This is a genomic window from Brachyspira sp. (assembly GCF_029258575.1).
In the GTDB taxonomy this organism is placed as follows: Bacteria; Spirochaetota; Brachyspiria; order Brachyspirales; family Brachyspiraceae; genus Brachyspira.
The window spans coordinates 1-15,731 of record NZ_JARHYI010000132.1 but is presented as its reverse complement, the minus strand read 5'-3'; the positions used below and the strand labels follow the sequence as shown (position 1 = coordinate 15,731).

General features: G+C 29.2%; 11 protein-coding genes and 2 rRNA genes. 6 read left to right on the top strand and 7 right to left on the bottom strand.

Going from position 1 to position 15,731, the window contains the following annotated elements:
* Positions 1-27: 27 nt before the first annotated feature.
* The 7 genes from Q1J76_RS10360 to Q1J76_RS10330 all read right to left on the bottom strand — a co-directional run bounded on the left by Q1J76_RS10360 (position 28) and on the right by Q1J76_RS10330 (position 7,372).
* Positions 28-1,053, bottom strand: a complete 1,026-nt coding sequence (locus tag Q1J76_RS10360; RefSeq protein WP_008726738.1) for a rod shape-determining protein — start codon at positions 1,051-1,053, stop codon at positions 28-30.
* Positions 1,054-1,056: 3 nt separating this feature from the next.
* The gene (locus Q1J76_RS10355; protein WP_300370000.1) at positions 1,057-1,998 is read right to left on the bottom strand and encodes a tetratricopeptide repeat protein; all 942 of its coding nucleotides are present in this window, start codon (positions 1,996-1,998) and stop codon (positions 1,057-1,059) included.
* 9 nt (positions 1,999-2,007) lie between these two features.
* A complete protein-coding gene (locus tag Q1J76_RS10350) occupies positions 2,008-2,421 on the bottom strand; it encodes a bactofilin family protein (protein WP_300369999.1) in 414 nt (137 codons plus the stop codon).
* A gap of 11 nt (positions 2,422-2,432) precedes the next feature.
* Positions 2,433-3,248, bottom strand: coding sequence for a CheR family methyltransferase (locus Q1J76_RS10345; RefSeq protein ID WP_300369998.1), 816 nt, complete (start codon positions 3,246-3,248; stop codon positions 2,433-2,435).
* Positions 3,249-3,287: 39 nt separating this feature from the next.
* Positions 3,288-3,704: a response regulator gene (locus Q1J76_RS10340; protein ID WP_028330452.1), complete on the bottom strand. Its 417-nt coding sequence runs from the start codon at positions 3,702-3,704 to the stop codon at positions 3,288-3,290.
* 6 nt (positions 3,705-3,710) lie between these two features.
* Positions 3,711-4,178 carry a chemotaxis protein CheX gene (locus tag Q1J76_RS10335; RefSeq protein WP_300369997.1) on the bottom strand — a complete coding sequence of 156 codons (468 nt, stop codon included), beginning with the start codon at positions 4,176-4,178 and terminating at the stop codon, positions 3,711-3,713.
* 686 nt (positions 4,179-4,864) lie between these two features.
* On the bottom strand, positions 4,865-7,372 hold the full coding sequence (locus Q1J76_RS10330) for a DUF8509 domain-containing protein (RefSeq protein ID WP_300369996.1): 2,508 nt from the start codon (positions 7,370-7,372) through the stop codon (positions 4,865-4,867).
* Positions 7,373-7,989: 617 nt separating this feature from the next.
* Here Q1J76_RS10330 and Q1J76_RS10325 point away from each other — a divergent pair.
* From Q1J76_RS10325 to Q1J76_RS10300, 6 genes are all read left to right on the top strand, one after another.
* Positions 7,990-10,979: ribosomal RNA gene (locus tag Q1J76_RS10325) — 23S ribosomal RNA — on the top strand.
* Positions 10,980-11,099: 120 nt separating this feature from the next.
* Positions 11,100-11,216, top strand: a 5S ribosomal RNA gene (gene rrf, locus Q1J76_RS10320).
* 81 nt (positions 11,217-11,297) lie between these two features.
* A complete protein-coding gene (locus tag Q1J76_RS10315; RefSeq protein ID WP_300369995.1) occupies positions 11,298-11,528 on the top strand; it encodes a hypothetical protein in 231 nt (76 codons plus the stop codon).
* 103 nt (positions 11,529-11,631) lie between these two features.
* Positions 11,632-12,177 (top strand): hypothetical protein, encoded by a 546-nt coding sequence (locus Q1J76_RS10310; protein WP_300369994.1) that lies wholly within the window; start codon positions 11,632-11,634, stop codon positions 12,175-12,177.
* Positions 12,178-12,709: 532 nt separating this feature from the next.
* Complete coding sequence (locus Q1J76_RS10305; protein WP_300369993.1) at positions 12,710-13,444, top strand: Bax inhibitor-1/YccA family protein; 735 nt, start codon at positions 12,710-12,712, stop codon at positions 13,442-13,444.
* A gap of 1,113 nt (positions 13,445-14,557) precedes the next feature.
* Positions 14,558-15,731 (top strand): MATE family efflux transporter (locus tag Q1J76_RS10300; protein WP_300369992.1); only part of this gene is annotated, 1,174 nt, incomplete at its 3' end.

Genomic DNA, 15,731 nt, shown 5'->3' with positions numbered 1-15,731 from the left:
TTAATAAAATTTTTATCATTTTTCCGATTAAGAGTATCGTCTATAATTCTTTAAATTTTTAGTTTCTTCTATAAATTTACCACATCCTATAGCAACACAAGTAAGAGGACTTTCAGCAAGAATTACAGGAACTCCAGTTTCCATAGAAATCAAATCAGTAAATCCCGGAAGTAAAGATGTACCACCACTCATTACTATTCCTCTCTCTACTATATCAGCAGAAATTTCAGGAGGAGTTTGATTAAGTACCGATTTAACTGCTTCCAATATTTCTATTAATATATCAGCTATAGCATCTTTTATCTCAGCACTATTTATTGTGAGAGTTTTAGGAAGTCCAGATACAGAATCCCTTCCTCTTATGTCCATAGTTTTTGATATATCGCCCTTATAAGCATGTCCTATATTGATTTTTATCTCTTCAGCAGTTTTTTCACCGATGTATAAGTTATGAGTTCTTTGCATATATTTAATAATAGCATCGTCAAGCTCATCGCCACCAACCCTAATAGAAGCACTTCTAACCATGCTTCCAAGTGAAAGTACAGCAACTTCAGTAGTACCTCCGCCTATTTCTATAATCATATTACCATGAGGTTCATTTATAGGCATATCTGCACCAATAGCAGCAGCTCTTGCCTGTTCTATTAGGAATATAGTTCTAGCTCCTGCCTGTTCGCAACTTTCTCTTACGGCTCTCCTCTCTACTTCAGTTATTCCTGTAGGTATACCTATAGCTATTCTAGGCTTTACCAAAGTTCTTTTATTATGCACTTTATTTATGAAATATCTTATCATCTTTTCAACAGTTTCAAAATCAGCTATAACTCCGTCTCTCATAGGTCTTATAGCAGCTATTGAGTTAGGAACTTTACCCAACATCTGCTTAGCTTCATTTCCTACTGCTATTACATTTCCTGTACTTTTTTCTATTGCCACTACTGAAGGCTCGGCTAAAACAATTCCTTCTCCTTTTACATATACTAAAGTGTTAGCAGTACCTAAATCTATTCCCATGTCGCTTGAGAACATATTATATAACCAGTTAAACATTTATTACAATCTCCTTAAAGTATCCCTAGCGGGCTTATACGAATTATCTATTTTGATAGCTTCTCTAAACATCTTTATAGCTTCATTTCTTCTTTTTGTTTCTAAATATAATGTTCCTATACTATAATATAAATCTGGATTTTTGTCATCTATATCTAATGCCTTTTTGTAAAAAAATTCACTTTCTTTATACAGCCCTTGTCTTGAATATAAATTCCCTAATTTAAAATAAGTTCTTGATTCCAACATAGTATTATTATTGAATTTGCCGTCCATAGAGGATAATATTTGTATAGCCTTTGTATAATCTTTATTTCCCTCATAAGCATTGGCAAGTTCATAGTATAATTCCATATTTATAAATTTTTCGCTACTTTCTTTTAGTTCTCTATCAATAGCATCTTCTAAATATTTTATAGCATCTTTATACAATCTTATCTCATAGCATACCTTTGATAATTCTATTGTAGTTGATACTCTATTATCACCATTATTTATAGCATTGATATATGAATTATATGAATCAATATAATATGATTTTCCCAATCTCTGATAACTATATCCTAATCTTTGATATATAATATTTTCATTATTAATAAATTTTGATGTTAATAATAATTGTTTAGCATATCTTATAATACTTTCACTTGCACTTACTATAACTTCCTTTTTATCTGATCTTATTAAAATATCATAATATAAATCTATTCCAGTTTTTAGTATGTTTTTATTTAAAGGTTTTTTAGTATATATATCATTGAATAGAAATGAAGCATTATCATAATCTTCTATTGCAATATAATCGTAAATAGATTTCAATCTTTTTTTCTCTATATAGTTAGATGTAAATAAATATATAATTGTTATGACTGTAACAGAAACAATCAAAGTAATTGCTATGATATGTATACTAATTTTCTTTTCAACATTATATAAGTAAGGCATTATAATCCATCAATTATTATTTTGATTATCTATATTGTTATTGTATAATCCTAAAATAGTTTCTTTTGGATTAGTAAGAGGGTCTTGTGCTACTATACATAATCCTTCAAGTATAACGCCATTTTGTATAATAAGTTCAGGTGTTCTTATCTCGCCTAGTACTCTGCTTGTAGGCATAAGCATCACTCTATTTTTAGCCTCTATATTTCCAATTATTATACCTTCTATAACAGCTGATATTGTTTTTATATTTGATTTAACCTTTCCAGTAGGACCTACAAAAACATTATCAACTTCTAATTTATCTCCCTCATAGCATCCGTCTATTCTTAAAGTACCGTTTAATGTAAACTCACCTTTAAAATATGAACCTTCGCCTATAATAGAATTGGATTCTGTATTATCATTTCTTTTTGAAAACATCTATAAAACTCCTAATTTTTAGTATATACTATAGAATTGTCTATATTATTAAATTTGAATTTTGTATTAAGTCCAAATAAGGATTCGCTATGCCCAATAAATAGAAAGCCATGTTCATTTAATATATCATAAAACCTATTAACAGTAAGCTTAACAAATTCATTATCAAAATATATAAGAACATTTCTACAGAAGATAATATCCATATTTGTCTGACTTCCTCTATGCTTTAAATTATGATAATCAAAAGTTATTAATTTTTTAATATCATTTTTTATAGAATATTCTCCAGATGATAATTTATAAAAGTATTTATCCAAATATTCTTTAGGCACGCTTTCTATTTTATGAGATTCATATCTACCTTCTTTAGCTGCTACTAAAGAGTTAAGAGACAAATCGCTAGCAAAAATTTTTATATTATTTTCCTTGATGCCAGGTGTTTCTAAACAAGTTATTGCTATCGAGTATGGTTCTTCTCCAGTAGAACAGCCAGCACTCCAAATTCTTATTTGTTCGCCTGTTTTTTTATATTCCATTATTTTAGGTAGAACATAATTTTTTAATAATTGAAAATTTGGTCTATTTCTAAAAAATTTTGTAAGGTTTGTAGTTATATTATCTAAAAATTTTTTTAATTCTTCTCTATCAGAAGATACAAGCTTATAGTAATCTTCTACTTTAGATAGATTTTTTTCTTTCATAGCAGAAACTATTCTTGATTCTAAAATAATTTTATTGATAATATTAAAACATATACCACTTTCTTTATATACAAAATCCCTAAACAGATCAAATTGTTTTTCAGTTAATTTTATCTCATTCAAAATAAATTATTCCAGACAAATAAAACAATAAAGTAATTGTTATTTTTTTGTAAGGACCATTTTTATACGCTCAAGTACTTTTTTTCTGTCAAGAGGTTTGGTAATATAGTTTTTGGCACCTGCTAATAATGCTTTTTTTACCATATCTTCTTTACCTAAAGCACTAACCATAACTACTTTAGCGTTTTTATCGTATTCTATTATTTTTGTTAATGCTGTAATACCATCCATTTTAGGCATCGTAATATCCATAGTTACTAAGTCTGGCTTGTATTCTTTATACATAAGTACGCCTTCCTCACCATTTTCTGCAGTACCAACTACATTATATTGCTCTGATACAAAAATTTGCTGCAACTGTTTTACAACAAATGCAGAATCATCTACTATTAGCACTTTGAATGGCTTTCCAAATTCATTTATACCATCAGCTTCTTTTGTATTAATGTCAGACATGTTTTTTTACTCCTTTTCTGATTCTACGGCAACTAATATATTAAAATCGCCAATAGAGGTATCTAATTTTATATATAGAAATTCCGAATCGCTTATCGAAACTTCTAAATCTTTGCTTTTCATTATAACAGGCGGAGATATATCAACATTATATCCGTCTACTTCTAATTTTGTTACAGCTAAACCAGCTATTAAATTAATAAGTTCCTGTATTGTAGATAAGGATAACTTATCAATATCTTTTAATTCACTATCATTCATTATAGAAACTATTTTTTTAGCAGTTTCTATTTCCATATCTATTATAAAATAACCAACTACATCTTCTGATAATGATATTATTGCTATAATACCAGAAGCATTAACAAAAGAACCTTTAAGAGTTATATCACTTATTTTGATACCGTCTTTAATGTAATTTTGTAATATTTCATTGGAGGCATCTGTAAAAGGTCTTATATAGTCAAGTCTCATTAATAATACTCTTTTTAAATATTAATTACCTGTGATTATTTTAACAATATATGAATTTTATTGCAAGTATAGTTATAAAATTAGTATTATGATTGTCTTATATATCGAAAAAAAAACAATTTGCTTGAATAAATATTATTATATATTAAACATTATGTGTACTGTATGATTATATTGTAGATTTTAATGTTTTTGTTGTATATGTAATATTTTGGTATTACAATATGGATAATAAATTTTTTCGGCAATTTTTGTATATAATAATATCCATTTACTAGTTATAATTTTTTGTTTAAAAAGATTATAACTAGTATAGAATTATATTAGAATAACAATATATTTTTTGATAATATTTATTTTTAATTAATGAATAATTTTATTTATATGTAAGATGAATTAATTAGGCAGTGATTTTTTTTATTTATTTGTAAATAATTTGTTGTTTTTTATATTTGTAATATTATTTTTTTATTTTTATATATAGGTATGTATAGTATATTATTTTTAGTATTTTATGAAAAATATATCGTATAATTAAAAACTCTTTATTTAGAATGTTAAACAATAAAATAAATTTGAAATTATTTTTATTTAATATTTCAATATTTTTGTATGTATAAAAAATAAAAAGGGCTTTGAAATTATATTCAAGCCCTTTATTGTTATAAAAAATTTATTATTTTATTTTACATATTTTTATAGAAATCTATATGATGCTGAAGTTCATCAGGTAATGGATTTCCTGATTTTGTAAATTTGAAATATCTGTTTTCTAATTCTGTAGCTCTTTTATTTCTTATGTTTTTAAATCTGTTTGCTATTTCAGCATACATAGGCTGTTTTTTTAATTCTTCTCTTATGTTTTTAGCAAAAGGAGTTTGTCTATATAATATACCTCTTGCAACTCTGTTAAGTCTCATTATACCCTTGCTTTCATATTTTATCCATAAGTTATAATCTCTTACAAATACTTCTCTAAGATTGTTTCTACATTTTTTGATTTGTATTTTTAATTTTTCTTTAGCTTCATCTGAAAGACTTCTATTCTTTCTGTAGAATTGAACATAATCGCTATACTCTGAAGTTATAGACATTTGAGTAATATCATTCCAAGCAGCTCCCAACATAGTTTTGCATAATTCCCATCTGAATGCTCCTATAGTAGGAATCAATAAACTTTCAAGTTCTTCAGATGTGAATATAGGGAATAAGAATCTTCCAGTACTATTTTTTTGTCTGCTTGATAACTCTTCCCACATTATTGCTCTTGAACCGAATGTAGGCATAAGTATTATATTAGGAGGTACTTCCTGCATAACAAGTTCTTTTTCTATATTTAGTTCTTTATTTTTATATAGAACCTCTCTGTAAAATGCTGAGAAATCTATATCGGTAACTTCTTTTATAGATTTTTCCATAACATCTCTTCGTATCAATGCTCTTTCAAAATCTTTAGTAATCATATCTTTATGAAGTATAGGGAAATATATGCTTACCTGTCCATAACATAATCTATGGGTAGTTTCAATCATATTATCAACTTCATATTCCAATCTTTTAGAAGAGCTTTCCCAATGATCTTCCAACTCTTTATCACTGATAGTACCTCTTTTTTTCAATTCTCTTAAAGCCTCTCTATAATCCTGACCGAATCCATTAACAGATGGTGGTTCTTCTTTATCATAAATTTTTTGAAGCCATTCATCTATATAAAATACATTTATTTTTTTAGTTTTACTTTTATCTTTAATCTCATAAAGATCTATTATTTGATTTGGAGTAAGTAGCTGATCGTCCATATAACCGAAATTCAAAAACATTTTTACTAATTTGTTACTGTTTCCATTTATTATAACTTTTTTAGCTATTTCTCTGTATATTTCAAAAAATACAGTAGTAACTCCTCTTCTCATTTTTCTTACATCATCTTCTGTACTGAATTTATCTCTTAATTTTCTAAATGCATTCAATGATTTTATGAATTTTTTAGCTTTGCTTTCTTCAATACCAGACATTTCTATTAATTTTCTAGTAGGATTTTTAACTTCATTAGGAAGGGATTCAAAACCAAAAGTAACTTTAATGTCATCTCCTTCGTTACCATCTACAGCTGATTGTTCTTCAGGATATAATGAAGTATTTTTTGTTAATCTTTTTACTATAGAATCAACTTCTTCAATATCGATATTTAGATCATAATCATATTCATTTTTTATTTTTGCATATATGTCTTTTATTATATTTGACATATATTTTATATACTTAGCCCATACCTCATTATCTTTTTCTTGCTTATCTAAATCAAGAGCAGTTTTCACATATTCTCCAAATAATGATTCTGCTTCATTAGATGATAGGAATAATATATTTTCTATAGCTTCAACTATTTCACTTTTTAACATATACGATATTTTCTTTAAATTCTCATAAAGCATATGTGAAGCATCTAAACTCATATTTGTATCATATGTGAAGAATTGATTTTTTATATTTTTAGGCATGGTTAAAAATCTTCTTACATAATCAATTTCAAATTCTAATTTTTCATCATTTTCTAACAAATGATTTTTATTATGCATATATATTTCAGAATGATCCGCTCTTATGAAATCAACATCAAAAGAAGTAGGGAAATTAAAACCAGAGTTTATAGAATCTTCGTAAATATCTTTATAATTTTTAAAAATTTCTGATTTAATATTTTTTGATTTATTATGCTTTAAATTAAAATATATAACAGCTAAATTTGCTGATGCTATTTTTATTTCAGAATTAATTTTTTTTATTTTAATATATTCCTCATATGATTTAAATATTAAATATGCTATAGAATGATACATATTTGTAATATATGTTTTATTAACTTTAAAAAAACTTTTAACATATTCTTGATTTGGTGTTTTTACTGCATATATTTCAGTTTCTTCTTTAGATTTGAAAGAGAACATATATTTAGAATTTGATTTATAACTTCCTATACCAATCATGATATTTCTTGGTATAGAAAATAATCTGCAGCTGTATCTCATGATTTCTGTTTCATCTTCTATTCCTAAAATTTCTTTTGATGAAATATATACATCTACTTCTCCATTTGTAACTAATGATATATTCTTTATATTTTCTCCTTCGTAAAATATTATAGTTCCCTGTTTTAATTTAAAATTTCCATTTTCTTTAATGTTTACACTCATAACTATACTCTCTCTAAGTAATTTATTGAAAAATTATATATTATTTTTTGAAAATATGCTAGTTTTTTGATTTTTTAATAAAAAAATCATTTTTTGATTGCAAATTTGCCCTATATTCTTAAAAATTCGCTGAAAAATGATAAAAAGAATAAGCAAAAAAAACAATTTGAATTGGATAGCCTTTATTTTTGTATAAAATGTATTGTATATAATTAATTTTATAAAAATAAATCGATTTTACAGCTAAATACGGCTTTATAGCTATTGATTTATTTTAGCTGTATGCTATAATGATAAAACAGTTGATGAGAAACAAAAAACATAACGAAACGAAACATCAGCTGGAAATGAAAAACTTAAAGTTCTTTGACAGATATATGAGAGCGTAGATTTTTAGAAAGTTTTTTCCAACATAAATAAGGAAATCAGCGATTATAAAAATCTTCACTAGATAAAGAAAACACAATTAGATTGTGTGTCTTAGAGTAGAAACAATTAAGCGGAGCGTTACTAAAGAATTAGATAAGAAACAGCTTTAATTAGCTAAAAGTCTCATTCAATTTGATATATTAGCTTTACTTTTATGTTAGAGATAATGAAGAAGAAAAGGATAATATGGTCAAGTAAGTAAGGGCTTAAGGTGGATGCCTAGGCACTGGAAGGCGATGAAGGTCGTGACAAGCTGCGATAAGCTACGGGAAGAAGCAAATATTCTATGATCCGTAGATCACCGAATGGGAAAACCTATAGAAGCAAACCTTCTATATCATACACTGAATCCATAGGTGTATGAGGCGACACCCAGGGAACTGAAACATCTAAGTACCTGGAGGAAAAGTAATCAAAATTGAGATTCCCTAAGTAGTGGCGAGCGAAAGGGGAAGAGCCTAAACCTTAATAATGTCAAGCTGCAAGGCGTTGTTATTATGGTGTTGTAGGGCGGTAAGTGATGTACTTGCATGCATCAACTTTGTTTTATATGATAGTAGAACTGTTTTGGAAAAGCAGACCATAGTGGGTGATAGTCCCGTATACGAAATCATATAGAGAAGGTTTTATCGTTCCTGAGTAGGGCGGGGCACGTGAAACCCTGTTTGAATCTGGGTAGACCACTATCCAAGGCAAAATACTAACCAGTGACCAATAGTGTAGAGTACCGTGAGGGAAAGGTGAAAAGTCTCCCGTTGAGGGTTATTAAATAGAACCTGAAACCTTAAGCTTACAAGTAGTCAGAGGGTACCCTGCTAGCAATAGTAGATGGCCTGATGGCGTGCCTTTTGTAGAATGAGCCTGCGACTTATAGTATGTAGCAAGATTAAGAGGTAATAGCCTTGTAGTCGTAGTGAAAGCAAGCCTTAATAGGGCGAAATTAGTTGCATGCTATACGACCCGAAGCCAAGTGATCTACCTATGAGCAGTGCGAAACTCGAGTAACATCGAATGGAGGTGCGAACCAGTGGCCGTGAAAAGGCTTTGGATGACTTGTGGGTAGGAGTGAAAGGCTAATCAAACTTGGAGATAGCTGGTTCTCTCCGAAATGTCTTTAGGGGCAGCGTTATGTGTTTACTTGCGGGGGTAGAGCACTAAATGGACTAGGGCTCCTAACCGAGTACCAAACCCAACTAAACTCCGAATACCGTAAGTTAAGAGCATGGCAGTTAGACAGCGGCGGATAAGCGTCATTGTCAAAAGGGAAACAGCCCAGATCCTCAGCTAAGGTCCCAAAATCTATGTTAAGTGGGAAAGGATGTGAGAATACTTAAACAGCCAGGAGGTTGGCTTAGAAGCAGCCATTCCTTTAAAGAGTGCGTAACAGCTCACTGGTCGAGTGTTCTTGCGCCGAAAATGTAACGGGGCTCAAACATAGTACCGAAGCTAGGGAATTACAGAGTTAATCTGTGATTGGTAGGAGAGCGTTCTTTAAGCCGTCGAAGGTTTACCGTGAGGTAGGCTGGAGGTATAAGAAGTGAGGATGCAGGCATGAGTAACGAGAAAACGGGTGAGAAACCCGTTCGCCGCAAACCCAAGGTTTCCTAGGTAAAGCTAATCTACCTAGGGTTAGTCGACCCCTAAGATCAGGCTGAAAAGCGTAGTCGATGGGAAACAGGTTAATATTCCTGTACTATGATATGTTTCGATGGAATGACACAGATTGTTTATGTACGCGTTAGATTGGTAGATAACGTCAAACAGTTTAGACTTGAGGTGAGTCAAATGCTTGCCTCTTTAAGGTTGAGGCTGGATAGTGACTGGGCTTTCGGGTTCAGGAAGTTGCATGAGCTAGGCTGTCGAGAAATAATTTCTAAGGTTAGGCATGTCATAATCGTACCGCAAACCGACACAGGTGGGTGAGATGAGTATTCTAAGGCGCTCGAGATAATCTTCCCTAAGGAACTCTGCAAATTAGTCTTGTAACTTCGGAAAAAGAGACGCTTGAATCTTGGTAGCAATATTGAGAGGAGAGTCGCAGTGAAAAGGCCTGGCCGACTGTTTAACAAAAACACAGATCTCTGCAAACATGTAAATGGATGTATAGGGATTGACACCTGCCCAGTGCTGGAAGGTTAAAAGGAGAGGTTAGCGTAAGCGAAGCTTCGAATTGAAGCCCCAGTAAACGGCGGCCGTAACTATGACGGTCCTAAGGTAGCGAAATTCCTTGTCGGGTAAGTTCCGACCTGCACGAATGGTGTAACGATCCGGGCACTGTCTCGGGGAAGAACTCGGTGAAATTGAATTATCAGTGAAGATGCTGATTACCCGCAACAGGACGGAAAGACCCCGTGAACCTTTACTATAACTTGACATTGAGTTTTGTTTTGTGATGTGTAGGATAGATGGGAGGCTTTGAAGTGAGAGCGCTAGCTTTCATGGAGCCATCGTTGAAATACCATCCTTCGCAAAATGGGATTCTAACGGTTAGCCGTTATCCGGTAGCCGGACATTGTCAGGCGGGTAGTTTGACTGGGGCGGTCGCCTCCTAAAGAGTAACGGAGGCGTGCAAAGGTCACCTCAAACCGAATAGAAATCGGTAGTAGAGTATAAAGGCATAAGGTGGCTTGACTGCGAGAGAGACATCTCGAGCAGGTACGAAAGTAGGTCTTAGTGATCCGGTGGTCCCGAGTGGAAGGGCCATCGCTAAACGGACAAAAGGTACTCCGGGGATAACAGGCTTATCTCCCCCAAGAGTTCATATCGACGGGGAGGTTTGGCACCTCGATGTCGGCTCATCGCATCCTGGGGCTGGAGCAGGTCCCAAGGGTTTGGCTGTTCGCCAATTAAAGCGGTACGCGAGCTGGGTTCAGAACGTCGTGAGACAGTTTGGTCCCTATCCGTTGTGGGCGTTGGAAAGTTGAGAAGAGTCATTCTTAGTACGAGAGGACCGGAATGAACGCACCGCTGGTGTATCTGTTGTTCTGCCAAGAGCATCGCAGAGTAGCTATGTGCGGACGGGATAACCGCTGAAAGCATCTAAGTGGGAAGCCTCCTTCAAGATTAACTTTCCCTATGAGTTTCGTTGGAGACTACGACGTTGATAGACTGCAAGTGTAAGCAGGGAAGAAATACCTGTTCAGCTGAGCAGCACTAATCAGACCAATGGCTTGACCATATTATCGTTTTCTTCTTATTCTTATAAAAGAATTCATAATGATAAAGCAGAATGAGACGATCTACGCTCTTATATATCTGGCAAAGATAAAAAATTGTTCTTTTAATTTGCCAATATTATTTCGGTGACCATAGAGAAAGTGATACACCCGTTCCCATTCCGAACACGGCAGTTAAGCCTTTCATCGTCAATGGTACTGTAAGGGTAGCTTTACGGGAGAGTAGAACGTTGCCGGGTATATATTATATATTTATCCCAATAGATTGATTTCTGTTGGGATTTTTTATATTTAAACTTGATAAAAATTGAGATAATAAAATGAATAATAAACAAAGAATTATAAAAACTATTAAAATTATAGCATATTTATTTTCTTATATGATGGTTACTGTTATCGCTTTCAATTATGGTTATATGTTTTATGCTGTGAAATTTGAAGCTGCTTCTGCTTCGCCGAATATTTCTTTTATTTTTGCCGTGCCTTTCATTTTTGCTATATTAGTATGTATCATTTTAATTAAAATTATTAAGAAAAGAATGAAAGATTAGTGATATATATTTTTATTATTATATTTAATTATTTATAATTGCTATATTTATATCTATTGTTATAATTAAATTATAATATAAACATTTATAGAGATTACAAAAAATGAAAAAATTATTAATTTTATTTGTTATTATTTTTATATTTATTTTAAGTTGTGCCAGTGTTAAAACTTATAGAGATGATTTAAAAGGTTTTACTAAATATTATACGGATGATTTTGTTGAATGGGGTGCTTTTTTAAATATTATATTATACGATAATGCTCTAAATAAACCAGTAATAGTTTTATATGTTAGAACGCAATCCATACCAGATTATATTAATTTAAAAGAAGTGTATTTTTATGATGAAAAAACTAGAGATTATATTTCTTTCAAATTGGATGAGGCAAAAAATGATTTAGTATATTTAAAAGGATATTATACAGGTTATGCTTATATGCCATCACAGATTTTTAAGATAGCCAAAGGTATAAAATTACTTAATGAAAAAGAATTAGATGTTTTATATAATTTTATTATTAATTCTAAAAATACTTATATTAGATTTTACGGTGATTTTCAAACTGAGAATCCTTTGCCTGATGCTCAAAGAAAAAACATCATTGAATTAATAGAAAAATATAAAAAAGAGATCTATTCAAATTAATAATAGAATTTTTTTTAATTTTCATAATTTTAAATTGTAAGATTTAACTTTATTTCAAAATACCATAAATAATTAAATAAAAACAATTTTTTGAGTTGAGGTCTGAAAAATGGAAAATGAAAAAGTAAATAAAAAATTAAGAAGTTTTCTATATTGTCAGTTTCTATATTTACTATTATAATTGTTATATCTCTTACTTATCTCATTTACAATTTTAAATTAGAAAATGATTCTTTTCCTCTTAATACTTTTCAAAATATCTTTATCTTTTTTGATAGCATTTATTATTGCTCGCTAATAATAATTATGATTCATAAGCTTATATTACTTTTTTAATTTTAATCGGCGTAGTTTTTATTAGGAAAATAGCAGAATATGACAAAAATATAAAATTATAATATTTATTTTATGATATAATAAAAAATATTACTTTACTAAAAATAATTAGTTATATATCTATACTTTATTATTGTATTTTTATTTAAATTATTTTATAATACATTACCAAAAAATAATTAGGAGTTTTTTTATAATGGCAAATCCAGTATTATCAGAAAAAGCGTTTGATTATGAATTGAGAGATGAAAATGAAGAAACAATGACTCTTAACGGAGCTATTAACAAATCAATAATACTTACATTAATACTAATGCTTTCAGCTATGGTTAGTGTATTTTTTGTTTTAGCTGGAAATCCGAGTCTTCTTTATCCTGCTGCTATAGGTTCATCTATAGGTGCTTTAGTTTTAGCTTTAATAATGACTTTTAAAAAAGAATTGGCTAAAGTATTTTCTATACTTTATGCTATACTTGAAGGTGTTGCTATTGGGGCTATTTCTTATATTTTTAATTCTGTTTATGAAGGTATAGTCGTACAGGCTGTATTTTTTACCTTTTTAGATTTATTTATAATGTTAGTATTATATAGATTTAGAATAATAAGAGTAACTAATAAGTTAAGAAGTGTTATTACTGTATCTACATTGTGTATAGGTATTGTATATTTACTTAATTTTATAATGTCTTTCTTTGGTGCTAGAATTCCTTTCTTATATGGTTCTAGTCCTTTAAGTATTGGAATAAGTATTGTAGTAGTTCTTATTGCTTCTTTCAATCTTCTTTTAGATTTTGATTTTATGGAGAAAGGGGAGCAGTATAATATGCCTAAATACTTTGAATGGTATGCTGCTTTCGGGCTTTTAGTTACTTTAGTATGGCTTTATTTGGAGATATTAAAACTTTTAGCTAAATTAAGAGACAGAAATTAAAAATTATAAAATCATAAAATTATAAGCATGCCTATTAATTTATGCATGCTTTTTTATTATGATTTTAATTTGGTACGAGTGTAGTAATTTCATTATATTCATAATTTTAGTTTTTAGTATTTTAAAGTTATATAAGGATAATATTATAATCAAATTTATAATATTAATAAATATAATATAGAATATTAGTTCATCAAAATAATCTTCATAATTGTATAGATAAATATATAAAGTTAAATATAAAATATATATGAGAGTTATCAAATAAAAAGGAGTTATTAAATGAGTAAAAAATATTTTAAATTATGTTTTTAATAGTTATAGTATCAATTAGATGTTCTAATAAAAATAAAACAGGAAGTACTTAATCAAAAACTATTAATGCAAATATGCAGGTATATAGGAAGGCAGCATTAATAAAAGTGTAGAAATAGATTTGAATGGAAATAAAAATAAATAGATATGATTCACTATCTCAATTGTCAGGTAAAACTCCTAAGATGACTAAACAATAAAAATTAATCATATTAAAGTATTAATCAATGGCTTTGCTTGAGAGTTTTTGGGTAAAGACTATATTTTATATTGATATAAAATATTGAAAATAAAATTATTTTTTTTATTATATCAACACTAATCATATCTTACAAATTATAAATCTAATAAAAACTTGGGCGGGGGTGCTTTTTCTATTTTGGTATTATTAAAAATTGATATTAAAATGATTATAAAAGCAGAAAATTTTATTGGGTGGGAATTAGGAAAAAGCAAAAATTTTAATAAAAAATTATTCTAACTCCCCACCCTTTATATTTTTATATCTCATTTTTTATTTTTTATTTTATTTTTCTTCATCACCTAATTAGAAATGTTAGTCCCACCCTAGAGTTTTTTAAATTTATTGTGATTAATTCCGCACGAAAAATATTTTTTGTTTTGTAGTATATCAATAAAGTTAACTTTTATTGTATAAAATGATTTATTAACCGTGCGTTTAATTTCAAAAAATAATTTTAATACTGAAAATAATTTATGATTTTTCTATTTAATTAATTATTATTTGGTTTATAATATCTTGTAAATTTAATTGAATGAACAGGTAAAAAAATATAAATGGCTAATCATATAGGAACAGATCTTACAGAATCAAAAGTTGTTCCCACATTATTAAAACTTCTTATACCAATATTGCTTTCTAATATGCTTAGTGTAGTTTATAATATAGTGGATAGTATTTGGATAGGTAATATTATAGGACCTCTTGGACTTTCGGCGATAGCGGTGAGTTTTCCAATAATGCTTATAATGGGCTCTTTTGCCTTTGGGGTTAATATGGCAAACGGAGTTATAGTTTCTCAATATTACGGAGCTAAAGATTATGATACAGTAAGCCATGCTATAAAAGTATCTACTACTTTGGGAGTGATAATATTATTTACAGTAGCTTCTTTAATGTTTATATTTTCGAGAGATATATTAATAATGATGAAAACTCCTAAAAATGCTATGGATATGGCACTTGTTTATTTAAGAATATCTATAATAGGACTTCCTTTTGCTTATGCTTACTTTTTTATTTCTTCTATATTAAGAGTTGTAGGAGATAGTATAAGACCATTAATATTTTTAATTGTATCTTCTATACTTAATATAGGATTAGACCCTGTACTAATAAAAGGCTTTTGGATAATACCAGCTATGGGGCTTGAAGGTGCAGCTATTGCAACTGTGATATCTCAATTTACTTCTGTTTTAATAAGTACTATATATTTGAGAATGAAAAATAGTTTTATAAAGATCAATCCTTTTATATTTACATTTGATTGGAATATGACGAAAAAGATAATGAAATTAGGAATGCCTATATCATTCAATCAATTTATAGTGGCTTTCGGATGGATGATCATAACAAGACTTATAAGCAGTTTTGGAGAGGCGGCAAGTGCAACGGTTGCTATAGTTAATAGAGTAGAATCACTTTTTATAATGCCTACTGCTGCTTTGGGAAATGCTGTTATGACAATGTCAGCACAGAATATAGGGGCTAATAAATTAGATAGAGTAAAAGAAATTTTAAAAAGTGGAATAGTTATAGGGCTTATAATTTCTTCTATTATGAGTATATTTTCAATAACTAATCCTTATTTTCTTATAAGAATGTTCACAAAAGATATGCAGGTTTTTGAATATGCCAAAAGCTATATTTATACTATAATGCCAATATTTATTTTTTATTCTGTGATGTTTGTTTGTAATGGAGTTATTAATGGGGCAGGAAAGACTATAG

Coding starts and splice junctions, on each gene's coding strand:
- Q1J76_RS10350 (WP_300369999.1), bottom strand. CDS start 2,421: ATGTTTTCAAAAAGAAATGATAATACAGAATCCAATTCTATTATAGGC.
- Q1J76_RS10305 (WP_300369993.1), top strand. CDS start 12,710: ATGGCAAATCCAGTATTATCAGAAAAAGCGTTTGATTATGAATTGAGA.
- Q1J76_RS10335 (WP_300369997.1), bottom strand. CDS start 4,178: ATGAGACTTGACTATATAAGACCTTTTACAGATGCCTCCAATGAAATA.
- Q1J76_RS10360 (WP_008726738.1), bottom strand. CDS start 1,053: ATGTTTAACTGGTTATATAATATGTTCTCAAGCGACATGGGAATAGAT.
- Q1J76_RS10330 (WP_300369996.1), bottom strand. CDS start 7,372: ATGAGTGTAAACATTAAAGAAAATGGAAATTTTAAATTAAAACAGGGA.
- Q1J76_RS10310 (WP_300369994.1), top strand. CDS start 11,632: ATGAAAAAATTATTAATTTTATTTGTTATTATTTTTATATTTATTTTA.
- Q1J76_RS10315 (WP_300369995.1), top strand. CDS start 11,298: ATGAATAATAAACAAAGAATTATAAAAACTATTAAAATTATAGCATAT.
- Q1J76_RS10355 (WP_300370000.1), bottom strand. CDS start 1,998: ATGCCTTACTTATATAATGTTGAAAAGAAAATTAGTATACATATCATA.
- Q1J76_RS10340 (WP_028330452.1), bottom strand. CDS start 3,704: ATGTCTGACATTAATACAAAAGAAGCTGATGGTATAAATGAATTTGGA.